A 16,864-nucleotide genomic window follows, 5' to 3' on the forward strand; every position below is an offset into this window, starting at 1 on the left:
TTACCGAATAGAGACAACTTTGTTTGTCATATTGTGTCAGTTTGCTTTCGACATTTTTTGCATCACGTATTGTTCATAAATCGCTGTCGCTTCTTCACAAGACCGTTTTTGTAGCGCTGTCCACATTTGTTCATAAAACTCGGAAGGGAGAGTCAACGTATATACGTGTTCAAAAAAGTCGTTTAATACAAGCCAAATGCGTAACAATAAATAGTTGTCGGTTGCTTCCACAACTCGTTGAAAAAATAAATCATACGTATGCTCAGCACGAGCTATATGCTCGAGCTTCTCATCTGTTAGTCGCTCACAAGCAAGCTGCAGACACATTCGTTCGATAAACATTTTTGTTTCGATTAAATCTCGTTTTTCCCGATTTCCTTGCAAAATAAACGAACCGAGTAGTTGAATGAGCTGATGGTCACCAAACGGTTTCATAAATGTTCCTTCCCCGCGACGCGTTTCGATTAATCCAAGCAACTCTAACGCTCGCAGCGCTTCACGAACGGAAGATCGACCGACTCGTAACCGATCCGCTAACTCTCGTTCAGAAGGCAATCGATCCCCTGGTTGAAGCCCCGCTTCTTCAATCATGCGATGAATTTGCCAAAACGTTTCAATATACACTTTAGAAGTAGTCATCGGTGTCCTCACCTGCAATCAAAGCTAATTGTCGTGTTCGTTTTTCTATCTCTTTTGGATCAACAATCACTTGAGCCACTCCTGTTTCGATTGCTGCTTTTGCCACAGCAGCAGCAACTGCTGGAGCGACGCGCGGATCGAACGGAGCAGGAATCACATAATCCGCACGCAACTCATCTTCTGCAATTAAATGTGCTATTGCTTCGACTGCTGCTATTTTCATTTGTTCGTTAATTTGTTTTGCACGCACATCAAGCGCCCCTCTGAAAATACCTGGAAATGCTAACACGTTATTCACTTGATTCGGATAATCAGAACGTCCTGTGCCAACAACTGTTGCCCCTGCTTGTAACGCTTCTTCCGGCATAATTTCCGGCGTTGGGTTTGCCATCGCAAAAATAATTGCATCTCGATTCATCGTTTCAACCATGCTAGCTGTCAATGCTCCTGCAACAGACACACCAATAAATACATCGGCACCAACGATCACTTCTTCTAACGTGCCAGCTTTTTTCTCATGGTTTGTCCATTGTGCAACTTCATGTTTCATCTCATTCATTCCGTACGGGCGTCCCTCATAAATTGCCCCTTTGGAATCGCACATGATTATATGTTTTACACCATAACAACGAAGCAACTTCATGATCGCTATTCCTGCTGCACCTGCTCCATTAATCACAACTTGAATATGTTCTATTTTCTTATTCACTAATTTCAATGCATTCACTAAACCGGCAACAGTCACGATCGCTGTTCCATGTTGGTCGTCATGAAAGACCGGGATGTTTAGTTCTTTCTTTAAGCGTTCTTCAATGATAAAACAATGCGGAGCTGCAATGTCTTCTAAGTTAACGCCACCGAATGTCGGCTCAAGTAGCTTCACTGTTTGAATAATTTGTTCTGCGTCCGATGTATTTAAGCAAATCGGAAACGCATCAACTCCCGCAAAACTTTTAAAAAGCACGGCCTTTCCTTCCATCACTGGTAGCGCTGCTTCGGCTCCAATATTTCCAAGTCCTAATACCGCGCTTCCATTCGATACAACAGCTACTGTATTCGCTTTTAATGTATAATCGTATATTTTGTTCGGTTCATGATGGATAACTTTGCACGGTTCTGCTACACCAGGAGAATAAGCCAAGCTTAAATCGTAAGCATTTTTTAACGGTACTTTCGCTTTTATTTCTAGTTTTCCTTGATAACGCTCATGCATATGAAGCGCTTTTTCAAACAACGACACTAACAATCCCCCCACGAAGTGGTCGCCACTGGTCTGACCACTTAACTTCTATAAAAATATAATAAAAATGAAAAATAGTAAAGCATTTTTATTTCACAACGACATTCCCATCCCCAAGCAATGTTGTCAATTTCCTGATTACCTCATCACTTGGAGATACTGCGTGCTCATAGGAAAGCTGCACTTTTTTTCGTTCTTTTTCATAATACAAAATAACAGGTGCATATCCTCGATGAGCAGTTAACACATCTTTTAACTGTTTTAACACAACTGGTGACGCATGTTGTTCATCAATTTTGACATACACGCATACCGGCTTTCTCACTTGTTGTACAATGAGATGCCAACCACTCGGTCGCTGCTCTATTTTGCCTTCCATATACAATACGCTTCCTTGTTGCAATAAAGCATGAAACCGCCTATAGCTCGTTGGAAATACAATTGCATGCCACTCATCACTATCGTCACAAATTGTAGCAAACACCATTTCTTCCCCTTTTTTTGTCCGCTTTTTCGTCACCTCCTCAACATATACAATCACCTTTCCGTCCTTTGCCCTTTCTATGATCCATTCATACATACGTTTTGCTCCCCACATCGAGTAAAAATGTGAAAATGATTCAACAGGATGAGGGGACACGTATACATTGAGCCATTGTTTCTCATATTTCAGTTGATCGATAAGTGATAGAGGTTCAGCATGAACGTATTTTGGCCGTATATTCAGAGGGACATTCATCAACTCTGCATGCTCAATCGCAACATCGATACTTGCATAAAGAGTGGCACGCCCGATCTGAAATTCATCAAAGCATCCAGAAAAAATAAGTGCTTCGATTATCTTTTTTTGCGAAGGCTCAATACGTAGTCGTAAAACAAAATCAAAAAAATCGGCAAATGGGCGTTTTTGACGCTCCCTGATCATTTGCTTGACAAAGGTGGAACTCACTTGCTTAATCGCTAACAACCCAAAACGAATGCCGTTGTCATCAACGGTAAAGTGCCCTTCGCTTCGCGCAATAGAAGGGGGAAGTAAACGTATTTTTTTGTTCCGAAGCTCGTATACACATTGCATCATTTTTTCTTTTTGTCCACTTACGTTTGTTAATAATGTTGCATAAAAATCAAGCGGATAATGCGCTTTAATATACGCCAACATATATGCGATGTAGCTATATGCTACCGCGTGGCTACGATTAAAACCATATCCAGCAAAGCGAACGATGAGTTCATACAATTCGTTTGCGAGATCGGCATCATATCCATTTTGTATGCATCCCTCAACGAAGTGCTTTTTCTCTTTTTCCATTTGTTCAACATCTTTTTTGCTTATTGCTCGCCGTAATAAATCTGCCTCAGCTAATGAAAACCCCGCCATTTGTTCAGCAATTTTCATAATTTGTTCTTGATACACGATGACGCCATATGTCGACTGCAAAATTGATTGCAAATCATCATGCATGTAACGGATCGGTTCGTGGCCATGTTTACGAGAAATATATGTTGGAATTTGCTCCATCGGCCCTGGACGAAATAAGGCGTTCACTGCAACAATATCTTCAAACGTTGTCGGTTGTAATTCGCGCAATACCCGCTTCATTCCTTCTGACTCAAGCTGAAACACACCAAAGGTGTCCCCTTGACTTAAGAGCGCATACGTTTTTTGATCATCCATTGGCATGTTTTCAAAACTCAAGCGATGACCTGTGCGCTGTTCAATACTTTGAATCATTTGCTCAATCAGCGTTAAATTTTTAAGCGCAAGCAAATCAAATTTTAGTAATCCTAGTCGTTCAAGCGCATCCATCGCATATTGCGTCACATATGTTGTCGTTTGCCCCCTTTGAAGAGGAACGATATCAGTTAATGGATGCGGGCTAATCACAAGGCCAGCAGCATGAACGGACGTATGCTTCGGTAGTCCTTCGATTCGTTGTGCAACGTAATGCCATGGCCGCGTATGATTGAAACTTCCCGTTGATAACGTTTGTTGAATCTCGTGTTCATCAACATCAAAAATGCGACCAACTTCACGAATAGCAGAACGCATCCCAAAAGTTCCGAACGTAATAATTTGTGCAACGTGATCAGCTCCGTATTTTTGCTCAATGTAACGAATCACTTCTTCACGACGATCATCCGCAAAATCGATATCAATATCTGGAAGGGATAAACGTGCTGGATTTAAAAAACGTTCAAACAATAACCCATATTGCAACGGGTCTACTTGGGTAATACCGAGTATGTAAGCAACGAGCGAACCTGCGGCTGATCCGCGTCCCGGTCCGATGAATATGCCTCGCTCACGCGCAAAACGGACAAAATCGGCAACAATTAAAAAGTAATCACTAAAGTTCATTTGTTGAATGATTTGCAGCTCATATTGTAGTCGGTCAACATATGCTTGGGGACGCTCTGGAAAGCGTCTTGTCAGCTCTCTAAAGCACCATGTTTGTAAATATTCATCTGCTGTCGTCTCTGAAGGAACGGGGTAACGCGGCATATGCCATTGTTCATGTTCAAATGTCACATGGCATCGTTCTGCAATGCAGATCGTTTCCTTCACCGCCTCATGACACATAGAAAATAAAGAGACCATTTCATCTGCGCTTTTTAAATCATATTCATTTGTTTCCAAACGCGGACGGCTTGTGTCATTCATTTTCTTTCCATGCTTCATCGCAAGCAAGCACTCACATGCAAGCGCATCTTCTTTATAGATGTAACGTACATCGTTTGTTGCAACGAGCGGAATGTTCCATCGTTTACTATATTCAAGAAGTAGCGGCAATAATTTTGCTTGCTCTTGCAACCCGTGTTGTTGAACATTTATGTAAAAATCGCCTTTCTGGAATATTTTAGTGTACATTTGAGTAAGTGCTTCTGCTTGGGCAATTTCGCCATTTAACAAGTGCTGTTCTATTCGCCCATGCAATCCGCTTGTGATGCCAATTAGTTCGCTCGTGTAACGAGATAAGTCACATAAAGAAATCCCCTTTCCATCATTCATTTGAATCATTGTAGCAATATGGACAAGTTGACGATAACCGTCGTTATTTTTTGCTAACAACACAAGCTGATCTGTATGACCATATTCATGAATGACCGTTGCTATCATACCAATGATTGGCTTAATTCCATGTGCTTGACACGTCTCATAAAACGGAATGGCGCCGTACAACACATTTTCATCTGTTAATGCGATCGCTGGAAATTGAAGCTCGCGTGCACGTGTGACGAGCTCCTCGATTTTGACCGTGCTACTTAATAAACTATAACCACTTCGCACTTGTAGATGGATAAACGACAATGTGTCTCCCACCTTTTCTATTTTTTTCTATTATAGGCTCTGTAAAAGCTGAAAAGCAAAACATACCTTGCTCGTTTGTCCCATATACATAGTATACAGAAGGAGTGAGAGGTATGGAGATGAAAACAGCGTTTTTACCTGCTTTTATTCAAAGCTATTTCATTGCTTTAGGCGTGTTAGTTGGAGGGGCTCTCATCGGGGGATTTGGGGCTTTTTTGTCCGGCGAACCGCCACTGACGATGATGTATCGCTTTGCGAGCAGTTTAAAAATTTGGGCGTTAATTGCAGCCATTGGTGGTACGTTTGATACGTTTTATAGCGTGGAACGCGGATTTTTCCAAGGAGAAACACGGGATGTCATTAAACAATTTTTACTCATTTTATCGGCAACCGGCGGCGCACAGACAGGTATGACATTTATTCGCTGGTTTACGCAGGAGCATAGCGCATGAGAGTTCCACCATATTCACGCGATCCAGGATGGCAACGCTTTTTTGCTGGAGCGGCAATTGGAGCAATTATTAGCTGGATCGTTTTCACACAAATTTTTGGCATTTTACAAGAAAAACAAGTGCGTCAACTCAAAACCCAACAAGAAATCATTGCTCAATTAAAACATGATTTAAACATTTGGCAACAAGATTACATTCAACTAAACAAAGAAAATAAAAAACGACTGACGATTCAATCAATTGATGTGAAAGTCATTAACGCCCAATCATATGGCATCGATACGTACACAACCTTCCGCATTGAAGAAGATATAAAAAAAGATATTCAACATATAACTGCCAAAGATATCGAAACCGTATATAAAAGTAAAGAGCTATTAAAAAAAGCAATTGAAAATAAAACATACATTATAGACAATCGGACGTATCATCTCGATATCGAAACCATTTTATTTTTCACCAATATATCTATTGAACTAAAATTAAAGCAACAGTAGAAAGTATCCTACTGTTGCTTGCACACTTCGTTTAAATCTGCTAATACGTGTTCAACTTCCTCCCACGAATAAATCGACGCACCTGCGGCTAGCGGATGACCTCCACCACGGTATTTTTTCGCCACTTCATTGACGATCGGGCCTCTTGAACGAAGACGGACACGAATTTGATCATCTTCTTCTACAAAAAACACCCATGCTTTTATTCCTTCAATATTTCCAAGCACACTCACAAGTTGCGAAGCTTCTGACGGCGTTGCATCATATTGTTTTAACAACTCTTTTGTTAATATAATATGGGCCACCCCATGTTCAGATAGCTCAAAATTTTGCAACACATATCCACTTAAATGTGCAATCGATAATTTCGTCCGATACAGTTGATCATATAAATCGACAAACGAAAACCCGTATTCAACTAACTCGCTTGCATATTTAAATGTTTTCGGATTTGTACTTGGGAAAAGGAAACGGCCTGTATCACCAACAATGCCCGCATAAATGAGTCGAGCGGCTTCTCTCGTTAAAACAAGACCATGTTCCTTTCCAATTAAATATAACTCATAAATCATTTCGCTAACGGAACTTGCATTTGTATCTACCCACAAGATGTCACCGTATGGATCTTCATTTGGATGATGGTCGATTTTAATAATCTTTTTCCCTAGTTTATAGCGTTGGTCACATACGCGCTCTTCATTTGCTGTATCACAAACAATCACAAGCGCATCGTTATACATTTCATCCGAAATAACATCCATTTTACGTAAAAATTCAAGCGATGGTTCGTCTCTTCCAACTGTATATACTCGTTTTTCTGGAAATGAAGCTTGAATGATCTCGGCTAACCCTCCTTGTGAACCGTACGCATCGGGATCCGGTCGAACGTGCCGATGAATAATAATCGTATCAAATTGCCGAATATGATCAATAATTTCCAAAACTTTTTGTTCCATGGCGCTTCTCCCTTTTTTTCTCCATTAAAACATATTTTATTATGATTCGAAAAGATGTAAAATAATCACGCAACAATTTTTTCTTTTGGAGGACTGAATATGCCAATATTTGTTATACTTATCGTTTTTTCGCTTTCGTTTTATTTGTATTACAAAATAAAATATTTCCGAAGTAAAAAACCGATGGAGCGGAAATGGATTAGCGCAAAATCAAGCATTGCGCTCGGCTCATTTGTATTTTTCTTTGCGATCAACCAATTTTTCATTCATCGGTCAACGGTATCTCTCATCGTTGGTATTGTGCTTCTTCTTGTCGGTGCGGGAAGCATATGGGCTGGGTATCGTGCCCATCGCTATTATTTTCCGCTTGCAGTAAAAGAAGCGGAAGAAACGAAATAGGCTGCCGTATGCAGCCTATTGTCGTTCAAATAATTGACACATCATTAACGCCTTTCCGACAAGTGTCCCTTCATTAAACACTTCAACGTCAACCTTCCCAAATTTACGACCGATTTCTAACAACTTTGGCTTAATATCGATGACGGTATCAATCTGTACGGGTTTAATAAAGTAAATAGTAATATTTTCTACAACAAGATCACCTCGTTTATGCAAACGAAGCGCACGCGTAGCAGCCTCGGTTACAATCGTCGTAAATACGCCGTACGATAATGTTCCTAAATGATTTGTCATTTGCGGAGTAATGTTACAACGAAAAAAACCATCAACTGTTTCAGTTAAAAACTGGGTTGTTACAATATCATCAATAGTTTCCCCGACTTGTGGCTGACGTTGGACCATTTGTAACGCTTTTAATACGTCTTGACGACTAATAATTCCTTGAAGTCGATTGTATTCATCGACTACAGGCAACACTTCTATGCCTTCCCACACCATCATATGTGAAGCGGAAGCGACTGATGTTTTCCCACTTACCGTAATCGGATGTTTCGTCATCACTTTTTCAATGAGCACGTCACGCTCATATCCCATAATATCTTTTGCCGTCACAATTCCTTGCACTTTTAATTGCTGATCAATGACTGGAAAACGGCTATGCTTCGTCTCGCGATTAAGTTCATACCACCGCTCGATTGGATCTGTCACATACAAATATGCTGTTTTTTCAAATGGCGTTAAAATATCTTCAACGAGCACAATCTCTTTTTTAATTAACTGGTCATAAATAGCACGATTAATCATCGTCGCAACCGTAAACGTGTCGTAACTTGTCGAAATAATTGGTAACTGCCGCTCATCTGCTAATCTTTTTACATGTTCTTCTGTATCAAAACCGCCTGTAATGAGCACGCCTGCCCCGGCTTCAAGGGCTAATTCGTGCGCTTTCGTTCGGTTCCCAACGATCAACAAATTGCCTGCACCTGTATAACGCATCATTGCTTCAAGCTTCATCGCACCGATGACGAATTTATTTAACGTTTTATGTAATCCTTCTTTTCCTCCGAGCACTTGCCCATCAACAATATTAACAACTTCAGCATACGTTAGCTTTTCAATATTTTCTTTCTTTTTTTGTTCAATTCGAATCGTCCCGACCCGTTCGATCGTGCTTACATATCCCTTTGTTTCAGCATCTTTAATAGCACGATAAGCCGTTCCTTCACTTACTCCCATTTCTTTTGCGATTTGGCGAACGGATATTTTTTCTCCGATCGGTAAGCTCTCAATATATTGCAAAATTTGTTCGTGCTTCGTAATCGTCAAGTTGCCCCACCCTTTTTCGACAGTTTCTTACTCTTATTATAAGGGTGTGCATGACTGCATTCAATGAACGTTTTCACAGTTCAATGCTTTCCCCAACACGTAAAACGCGTCCGACCCGTCCAATCATTTCTACAAACTGTTGAGGATCTTGCTGAATGATAGGGAATGTATTGTAATGAATTGGAACAACTATTTTCGCCTTTAACCATTTTGCTGCAATCGCTGCATCCTCTGGTCCCATCGTAAAATTATCTCCAATTGGCAAAAAGGCAACATCAATATCATTCATTTCGCCGATGAGCTTCATATCAGAAAATAACGCTGTATCCCCGGCATGATAAATCGTTTTCCCTTCTGCATGAAATAAAATGCCACTTGGCATTCCTGTATAAACAATCGTTTCGTCTTCTTCTACATAGCTAGAGCCGTGAAACGCTTGTGTCAACTTTATTTTACCGAACTCAAACGTAAATGATCCACCGATGTGCATCGGATGAGTCCGAACACCTTTCCAACTTAAATATGTAGCTAATTCATAAGGAGCAATAACAAGCGCATCATTTTGCTTTGCTAATGCAACTGTATCTCCGACATGATCATTATGACCATGTGTTAATAAAATAACATCGACATGAACATCCTCTACTTTTAAATCTGTTAGCGGGTTTCCTGTAATAAAAGGATCAATGAAAATCGTTTTTCCGTTCGTTTCAATTTTTACGACTGAATGTCCGTGGTAAGTCAGTTTCATTTTTCATTCTCCTTTCTTCGTTTTTTTACATGATTTTGTTTCTTCATTTTTGCACTATTTCCTTCTTTTTTCGTTCATGATAAGCTGAAAAAGAAAGGATGTGAATATGATGGAACGGATAAGTAAACTTCAACAAAAACTGAAAGAAACAAATGCATCGTGGGCGTTCATTACATCGACAGCAAACGTTTTTTATTTTAGCAACTTTTACACCAACCCACATGAACGGCTATTAGCTATTGTCGTATTTCCAAATGACGAACCGTTTCTCATTTGTCCAGAAATGGATGTGAATCAAGCTAAACAGTCAGGTTGGTCATATTCCATCGTCAGCTATGATGATGTGCATGATCCATGGCATATGTTGCGCGATGAATTAAGTAGACGAAATGTACAAACAGAACGAATCGGTATCGAAAAATCTCATATGACCGTAAGCCGTTTCGATCAACTTCGTTCGTGCTTTTCTCATGCATCATGTTTCGATTTGACAGACACAATCCATAAACTACGTATGACAAAAGATGAAAAAGAGCTCCAAACGCTTCGGCAGGCAGCCGAATTAGCTGACTTCGGCGTCGATGTCGGTGTCCGTTCGCTGAAAGAAGGGAAAACAGAATTAGAAATCATCGCCACTATTGAATATGAATTAAAAAAACAAGGGGTACGTACGATGGCGTTTGATACGATGGTTCTTACCGGAACAAATAGCGCACATCCCCATGGTGTCCCAGGAATGAATCGTATTCAAGCAGGCGATTTCGTGTTATTTGACCTCGGTGTCGTACTTGATGGATATTGTTCCGATATTACGCGCACAGTCGTATTCGGGCAACCAACAGAAGAACAAAAACGCATATACAATATTGTTCTCGAAGCACAACAAGCAGCAATTGATGCTTGCCAAATTGGCGTGACGATTGGGAGCATCGATCAGGCAGCTCGCTTACGGATTGAACAAGAAGGATACGGAGCATATTTTCCGCATCGAATCGGTCATGGTCTCGGCATTGATGTTCATGAATATCCGTCGATGAACGCAACAAACACAATGCCTCTTCAAGCGGGAATGGTATTTACCATTGAACCTGGTATTTACGTCCCATCGATCGGTGGCGTACGCATTGAAGACGATGTATATATGACTGAAAAAGGACCGCTCATTTTAACAACATATCCAAAAGAGCTACAAATCGTATAGGCTGTCATCTTGGCAGCCTATTTTCGATACCGATGAATGACATCAAGACCGCCTGTCACTTCAATGACTGTCCCTGTAATCATATCGGAGTGATCATCACATAAAAATTCAACGACGCGGGCAATATCTTCCCCTGTCCCTGAACGACCAATCGGCGTCATATTATCTTTCATCTGGCGAGCATATGTGATTGTCGCTTCTTTCATTTCCCCAATAATATTTCCCGGACAGACCATATTCGCTGTAATGCCATACTCTGCTTCCTCCAGTGCGATCGTTTTTGTAAGCGAAACGAGCCCTACTTTTGCTGCGCTAAATGCTGAACGATACATCCATCCTGGTGCGTGATCTGCTCCTTGAAAACCGTATGTCACAATGCGACCGAAATGTTGGTTACGCATAATCGGTACTACACGTTTAAACAGATGAAACATGGCGCTTAAATTTCCTTCAATCATCTCATACCACTCACCGTCGGTATAATCGGCTAACTTTTTTCGTTCAAATATGTAAGGTCCTGCATTATGAATTAAATAATCGATACGTCCGAATTTGGCAACGGCTTCATCGACAAGGCGAATTAAATCTTCTTTATTCGTCACATCCCCTTGTACAAAATGAAGTCGGTCGTGACAATGACGATACATTTCTTTCAACGCTTCAACAGCTTGTATGTCACTTCGATAATGGACAGTAACGGCATATCCTTTGTTTAAAAATCGTTCCGTCACTTTTTTTCCTAGTCCTTTCGATCCTGCAGTTATAATGGCATGTCTCACACTCATCCCTCCATCCATGCTTTGCTATGTTTATCGTACTACAAATAGGCGGAGGAAAACACTTGTTATGCTCGCTAGAAACAAAAGAGGCGTTATCGCCTCTTTTGCTCATCTTCCTGTTCAATGACCCCGCTAATGTATGCGTCTGTAATTTGTTCGGTCACTTCTGAAACGCCGTTTTCATCATAATACAGTTGTTCTTTTTGTTCCTTCTCACGCATTGTTTTACCCCTTTCGTCATAAATTTTTCGACAATACGTAGTGTTTGTTTTACAAAAAATGATATACTTGAGTTGGAAGGAAAATTTTTTATTGGGGGAATGTTTATGTACAAGTATAAAAAAATTTTAGTGGCAGTTGACGGCTCAAAGGAAGCAGAATGGGCGTTTAAAAAAGCAATTGAAATTGCTAAACGAAACGATGCTTCACTCGTTCTTTCGCACATTATTGACGTTCGTTCATTCGCGACCATTGAAGCATACGATCGAACGGTGGCAGAGCGAGCAGAAAAATTTGCTAAAGAATTGTTGCAATCGTATGAAAAACAAGCAGTCGATGCAGGCGTCAAAGAGGTTGTCACAGATATCGAGTACGGTTCCCCAAAAGTGAAAATTTCAAAAGAAGTCGCTCCAAAATATGAGGTCGATCTAATCGTTTGTGGCGCAACAGGAATGAGCGCAGTGGAACGTTTTTTCATTGGAAGCGTTTCTGAACATATTACGCGATATGCAAAATGCGATGTACTTGTCGTACGTACACCAGAACAAACAGAGGCATAAAAGCGTTCGCTTTTATGCCTCTATTATTTGTTTCGCTTTTTCGATTGCTTGCTTCACTTCTTTAAATCCCGTTCCACCTGCACTCATGCGACGGTTGACAGCTGTATACGGATCAAGTGCTTCATAAATATCTTCCTCAAATAATGGCGAAGCTTGTTGATATATATCAAGTGGTAAATCTGCTAAAAAAATACCTCGTTCAATGCATGTAAGCACGAGTTTCCCGACGATTTCATGCGCCTCACGAAACGGCACACCTTTTTTCGCTAAATAATCCGCCAGTTCTGTTGCATTTGAAAAATCTTGTCTCGTTGCTTTTTCCATTACATCAGTACGAACTGTCATCGTTTCAATCATGCCGATGAAAATTTTTAAGCTACCAATGACCGTTTGAACCGTGTCGAACATGCCTTCTTTATCTTCTTGCATATCTTTGTTGTAAGCGAGCGGCAACCCTTTCATAACGGTCAGTAGGGCCATTAAATGCCCATACACTCGTCCTGTTTTTCCACGAATGAGCTCCGCCATATCCGGATTTTTCTTTTGCGGCATAATGCTACTTCCTGTCGCAAACGTATCATCTATTTCAATAAACTGAAACTCTTGGCTCGACCAAAGAATAAGCTCTTCACAAAAGCGAGATAAATGCATCATCAAAAGGGAACTGTGGCTTAAAAATTCGATAATAAAATCACGATCGCTCACCGCATCTAAGCTGTTTTCATATATGCTATCAAAACCGAGAAGTTTGGCTGTCAAATGACGATCGATCGGAAACGTCGTCCCTGCAAGCGCTCCCGCACCAAGCGGCGATTTGTTAATCCGCTTTAACGATTCTTTAAATCGCTCTCGATCACGTTCAAACATCCATACATACGCCATCAAATGATGAGCAAATGAAATCGGTTGTGCTCGTTGCAAGTGCGTATAACCAGGAATAAGCGTTTCAATATGCTGTTCTGCTTTTTCCACAAGCACATGTTGCAATTGACGAATTAGCTCGATGATCTCGATGACCCGTTTTCGCAAATATAAATGCATATCCGTCGCAACTTGATCGTTTCGACTTCTTCCTGTATGAAGTTTCCCTCCAACAGAACCAATTTCATCAATCAACATTTTTTCAATGTTTAAATGAATATCTTCATAGGCAACAGAAAAGGAAAGTTCGCCATTTCTCGCTTTTTCTAATAACTCCATTAACCCTTTTTTAATCGTTTCGACATCTTCTTTTGGTAAAATGCCACATTCACCGAGCATCGTCACATGCGCGATACTTCCTTCAATGTCTTCTTCGACGAGTTGTTGGTCAAAATGGATCGATGCGCCAAAATCATCGACCCATTGTGCTGCTGTTTTTGTAAACCGTCCTCCCCATAACTTTTTCACACGTTCACCTTCTTTTGGCTGTTGACGATACTGTACACTTTTGTCGGCAAGCCAAATAGAGAAATAAACCCAACAGCTGCTTGATGATCGAATTCATCTTCTGATGTATACGTCGCTAATTTTTCATCGTATAGCGAAAACGGTGATTTCCGACCTTCTACAATGGCATGACCTTTAAATAATTTCACTCGAACAACACCGGTGACATTTTTTTGTGTTTCTTTCAAAAATGCGACAAGCGCATCTTTTAATGGGGAAAACCAAAGACCGTTATAAATGACTTCCGCAATTTTTTGCTCAATGATCGGCTTGAAATGAGCGACTTCTTTGACAAGTGTTAAGTCCTCTAATTCTTTATGCGCTTTAATAAGTGTCATCGCTCCTGGGCATTCGTATACTTCACGTGATTTAATCCCAACGAGTCGGTTTTCAACATGATCGATGCGACCAACACCGTGTTTGCCAGCTAGTGCATTCAGTTCAAGAATAAGCTCTGCGAGCGAATACGCTTTTCCATTAATTGTTTTCGGTACCCCTTGCTCAAAGCCGATTTCAATGATATCTGGCTCATTTGGTGTATGTTCAAGTGCAACTGTTAACTCGTATGCTTCTTCTGGCGGTGCTGCCCATGGATCTTCTAAAATGCCGCACTCGTTACTTCTTCCCCATAAGTTTTGATCAATGGAAAATGGGCTATCTAAATCGATTGGAATCGGAATGTTATGTTGTTTCGCATATTCAATTTCTTCTTCACGCGACCATTTCCATTCACGAACAGGTGCAATCACTTTTAAATTTGGATTTAATGCTTGAATGGACACTTCAAAGCGCACTTGGTCATTCCCTTTTCCTGTGCAACCGTGCGCCACAGCAACTGCTCCTTCTAATTCAGCAATTTCAACGAGTTTTTTTGAAATTAACGGACGGGACAACGCAGAGATGAGCGGATATTTTCCTTCATACAGCGCATGTGCTTGCAGAGCAACAAGCGCATATTCATTCGCAAACTCTTCTTTCGCATCAATCATATATGATTGTACAGCGCCTACTTTTAACGCTTTTTCTTTCACAAACTCTAAATCTTTCCCTTCACCGACGTCTAAACAACAAGCAACAACATCATATCCTTGTTCCTGCAGCCATTTAATAGCTACCGATGTATCTAAACCTCCTGAATAAGCGAGCACTACTTTTGGATTTGCCATGATCGTTCCTCCTTAAAGAATAAAAATACTCGTTTTTTAATATTTATTCATTTTACATATTAATAATGTAACAACTATTTTTCTTTTTTTCAATAACTATTTTGATTAAAATAAAAATTAATAAATGAAAAGGATGGGAGAATAAAATGAGTACACATTTTATATATGATGAACGGCTAGGCATTCGACTGCCACATTTACAGAAGGCGTGGGAGATGTATACAAAAGAAGAACAAGCGGCGATTTTATTAGAGTGGGAGACGATTCGTGGAAAAATCCCTGATCGAATTATCGAGCTAGAACAGCAAATTAATGAAAAACAAAGGCAGCTTGGGGAAGAAAATGATTTTGCTCGTTCATGCACGCTCAACTTTGAAATCGCGGCCCTCGCTTCAATCATTAACGATTTATGGATTTGGTATCGGATGAACCAAACGGTTACAAATCGCATACATCAATAGGAAAAACGCAAAGCGCCCGCCTATCGGCGAAGAGCGCACAAGCCCCACCGGGGAGGCTGTCGCCGCCACAGTGTGAGGCGGAGCGACTCGAGCAGATGGCGCTTGGAGCTAGACAGCTCCCCAAATCTGAAATTTTATACTTTCTTATCTTTTAAAAAAGGTGCCCATAAGGACACCTTTTTTACACCAAGTTTGCTAATCGCATGACGTCGCGAGCGATCATCACTTCTTCATTCGTCGGAATGACTAATACTTTTACCGGAGAGTGTGGATAGCTAATGAACGCTTCTTTGCCGCGCACTTTATTTAATGCTGGATCCCAGTAAACACCCATGAATTCAAGACCACGTAATACTTTTGCGCGCACAACATCGCTGTTTTCTCCAATGCCCGCTGTGAAAATAATCGCATCTACACCACACATGCGCGCTGCGTATGAACCGATATATTTATGAATGCGCCCTGCAAACACTTCAAGCGCTAATTCCGCACGTTGATCGCCCTTAGCCGCCGCTTCTTCAATATCGCGTAAATCGCTTGAAAAACCAGTTAAGCCGAGCATACCACTTTTCTTATTTAAAATATCAATGACTTCCTCGGCTGTTTTTCCTGTTTTTTGCATAATGTATGGGATTAACGCTGGGTCAATGTTTCCAGAACGCGTTCCCATCGCTACACCAGCAAGCGGCGTAAAGCCCATCGACGTATCGATCGATTTTCCACCTTCTACTGCTGCAATGCTCGCTCCATTTCCTAAGTGACAAGAAATTAAACGAAGTTGCTCAATCGGGCGACCTAACAGTTCAGCTGCTCGTTGTGTCACATATTTATGCGATGTGCCGTGGAATCCGTATTTACGAATGCCAAACTTTTCATAATACTCATACGGCAAGCTATACAAAAACGACTGCTCTGGCATCGTCTGATGGAATGCTGTATCAAACACCGCAACAGCTGGTACGTTCGGCAACACTTCACGGAACGCTTTAATGCCAACAACGTTCGCTGGGTTGTGTAATGGCGCTAAATCAGATAAATCTTCAATTTCTTTTAACGTTTCATCTGTAATTAAAACCGAGTCGCTAAATTTCTCGCCACCATGCACAACGCGATGACCGATTCCTTCGATTTCATCAAACGATTGAATAATACCAAGCTCAATTAATTTATCAAGTAACATTTTTACAGCAACCGCATGATCTGGAATCGGTGTTACTTCTTTTATTTTTTCACCATTTACTGTAATATTAAAAATCGCATCTTCAAAACCAATTCGCTCAACAACACCTTTTGTTAATACTTCTTCACTCGGCATGTTAAATAATTGAAACTTTAACGAAGAACTTCCCGCATTAATCGCTATGACTTTTGGCATTTGACTAAACAGCTCCTTTAACATCGTTCACAATTATTGTATGCAAATATGCGAATTTCATCGGTACGTCTCTCATTTTACGGGTCGTTCGTCGCTCTTTTCAAG

17 protein-coding genes are annotated in these 16,864 nt (G+C 40.7%); 6 read left to right on the forward strand and 11 right to left on the reverse strand.

Going from position 1 to position 16,864, the window contains the following annotated elements; genetic code table 11:
• Positions 1 to 36: 36 nt before the first annotated feature.
• The 3 genes from HNQ84_RS09120 to dnaE form a co-directional block, all read right to left on the reverse strand.
• Positions 37 to 639 (reverse strand): FadR/GntR family transcriptional regulator, encoded by a 603-nt coding sequence (locus HNQ84_RS09120; protein ID WP_183242043.1) that lies wholly within the window; start codon positions 637 to 639, stop codon positions 37 to 39.
• A complete protein-coding gene (gene ystJ / locus HNQ84_RS09125; protein ID WP_435621916.1) occupies positions 626 to 1,879 on the reverse strand; it encodes an NADP-dependent malic enzyme in 1,254 nt (417 codons plus the stop codon). Before ystJ ends, HNQ84_RS09120 begins: the two co-directional genes overlap by 14 nt.
• An 88-nt stretch (positions 1,880 to 1,967) precedes the next feature.
• On the reverse strand, positions 1,968 to 5,189 hold the full coding sequence (gene dnaE, locus HNQ84_RS09130) for a DNA polymerase III subunit alpha (protein WP_435621917.1): 3,222 nt from the start codon (positions 5,187 to 5,189) through the stop codon (positions 1,968 to 1,970).
• 113 nt (positions 5,190 to 5,302) lie between these two features.
• Between dnaE and ytrH the strand changes: the two genes are divergently transcribed.
• Together ytrH and ytrI are read left to right on the forward strand one after the other, a co-directional pair.
• Positions 5,303 to 5,641 carry a sporulation membrane protein YtrH gene (gene ytrH / locus HNQ84_RS09135; protein ID WP_043965430.1) on the forward strand — a complete coding sequence of 113 codons (339 nt, stop codon included), beginning with the start codon at positions 5,303 to 5,305 and terminating at the stop codon, positions 5,639 to 5,641.
• Complete coding sequence (ytrI, locus tag HNQ84_RS09140) at positions 5,638 to 6,138, forward strand: sporulation membrane protein YtrI (protein ID WP_435621918.1); 501 nt, start codon at positions 5,638 to 5,640, stop codon at positions 6,136 to 6,138. The genes ytrH and ytrI overlap by 4 nt, the downstream gene beginning before the upstream one ends.
• An 8-nt stretch (positions 6,139 to 6,146) precedes the next feature.
• On the opposite strand, the gene HNQ84_RS09145 is transcribed toward ytrI, so the two are convergent.
• Positions 6,147 to 7,094, reverse strand: coding sequence for a DHH family phosphoesterase (locus HNQ84_RS09145; RefSeq protein ID WP_435621919.1), 948 nt, complete (start codon positions 7,092 to 7,094; stop codon positions 6,147 to 6,149).
• A gap of 99 nt (positions 7,095 to 7,193) precedes the next feature.
• On the opposite strand from HNQ84_RS09145, the gene HNQ84_RS09150 reads away from it, so the two are divergent.
• Positions 7,194 to 7,493, forward strand: coding sequence for a YtpI family protein (locus tag HNQ84_RS09150; RefSeq protein WP_183242033.1), 300 nt, complete (start codon positions 7,194 to 7,196; stop codon positions 7,491 to 7,493).
• 15 nt (positions 7,494 to 7,508) lie between these two features.
• On the opposite strand, the gene HNQ84_RS09155 is transcribed toward HNQ84_RS09150, so the two are convergent.
• A complete protein-coding gene (locus tag HNQ84_RS09155; RefSeq protein WP_183242031.1) occupies positions 7,509 to 8,819 on the reverse strand; it encodes a CBS domain-containing protein in 1,311 nt (436 codons plus the stop codon).
• Positions 8,820 to 8,892: 73 nt separating this feature from the next.
• The gene (locus tag HNQ84_RS09160; RefSeq protein WP_435621920.1) at positions 8,893 to 9,570 is read right to left on the reverse strand and encodes a metal-dependent hydrolase; all 678 of its coding nucleotides are present in this window, start codon (positions 9,568 to 9,570) and stop codon (positions 8,893 to 8,895) included.
• Positions 9,571 to 9,676: 106 nt separating this feature from the next.
• On the opposite strand from HNQ84_RS09160, the gene HNQ84_RS09165 reads away from it, so the two are divergent.
• Entirely contained in the window at positions 9,677 to 10,771 is a 1,095-nt protein-coding gene (locus HNQ84_RS09165) for a M24 family metallopeptidase (protein ID WP_435621921.1), read from the forward strand.
• A gap of 17 nt (positions 10,772 to 10,788) precedes the next feature.
• Here HNQ84_RS09165 and HNQ84_RS09170 read toward each other — a convergent pair whose 3' ends face one another.
• Both HNQ84_RS09170 and HNQ84_RS09175 read right to left on the reverse strand, forming a co-directional pair.
• Entirely contained in the window at positions 10,789 to 11,568 is a 780-nt protein-coding gene (locus HNQ84_RS09170; protein ID WP_435621922.1) for an SDR family oxidoreductase, read from the reverse strand.
• A 74-nt stretch (positions 11,569 to 11,642) separates the two neighbouring features.
• Complete coding sequence (locus HNQ84_RS09175; protein WP_255350591.1) at positions 11,643 to 11,771, reverse strand: hypothetical protein; 129 nt, start codon at positions 11,769 to 11,771, stop codon at positions 11,643 to 11,645.
• Between the two features lie 105 nt (positions 11,772 to 11,876).
• Here HNQ84_RS09175 and HNQ84_RS09180 point away from each other — a divergent pair, with 105 nt between their 5' ends.
• Positions 11,877 to 12,329 (forward strand): universal stress protein, encoded by a 453-nt coding sequence (locus HNQ84_RS09180; RefSeq protein ID WP_009361531.1) that lies wholly within the window; start codon positions 11,877 to 11,879, stop codon positions 12,327 to 12,329.
• A gap of 12 nt (positions 12,330 to 12,341) precedes the next feature.
• On the opposite strand, the gene argH is transcribed toward HNQ84_RS09180, so the two are convergent.
• Both argH and HNQ84_RS09190 read right to left on the reverse strand, forming a co-directional pair.
• Positions 12,342 to 13,718 carry an argininosuccinate lyase gene (argH, locus tag HNQ84_RS09185; protein ID WP_435621923.1) on the reverse strand — a complete coding sequence of 459 codons (1,377 nt, stop codon included), beginning with the start codon at positions 13,716 to 13,718 and terminating at the stop codon, positions 12,342 to 12,344.
• On the reverse strand, positions 13,715 to 14,923 hold the full coding sequence (locus tag HNQ84_RS09190; RefSeq protein ID WP_055440094.1) for an argininosuccinate synthase: 1,209 nt from the start codon (positions 14,921 to 14,923) through the stop codon (positions 13,715 to 13,717). Before HNQ84_RS09190 ends, argH begins: the two co-directional genes overlap by 4 nt.
• 146 nt (positions 14,924 to 15,069) lie before the next feature.
• Here HNQ84_RS09190 and HNQ84_RS09195 point away from each other — a divergent pair, with 146 nt between their 5' ends.
• On the forward strand, positions 15,070 to 15,384 hold the full coding sequence (locus tag HNQ84_RS09195; RefSeq protein ID WP_055440095.1) for a hypothetical protein: 315 nt from the start codon (positions 15,070 to 15,072) through the stop codon (positions 15,382 to 15,384).
• Positions 15,385 to 15,565: 181 nt separating this feature from the next.
• Here HNQ84_RS09195 and HNQ84_RS09200 read toward each other — a convergent pair whose 3' ends face one another.
• Positions 15,566 to 16,759, reverse strand: coding sequence for an acetate kinase (locus HNQ84_RS09200; RefSeq protein WP_183242024.1), 1,194 nt, complete (start codon positions 16,757 to 16,759; stop codon positions 15,566 to 15,568).
• Positions 16,760 to 16,864: the final 105 nt, after the last annotated feature.

The organism is Anoxybacillus eryuanensis (genome assembly GCF_051200995.1).
GTDB lineage: Bacteria > Bacillota > Bacilli > Bacillales > Anoxybacillaceae > Anoxybacillus > Anoxybacillus tengchongensis.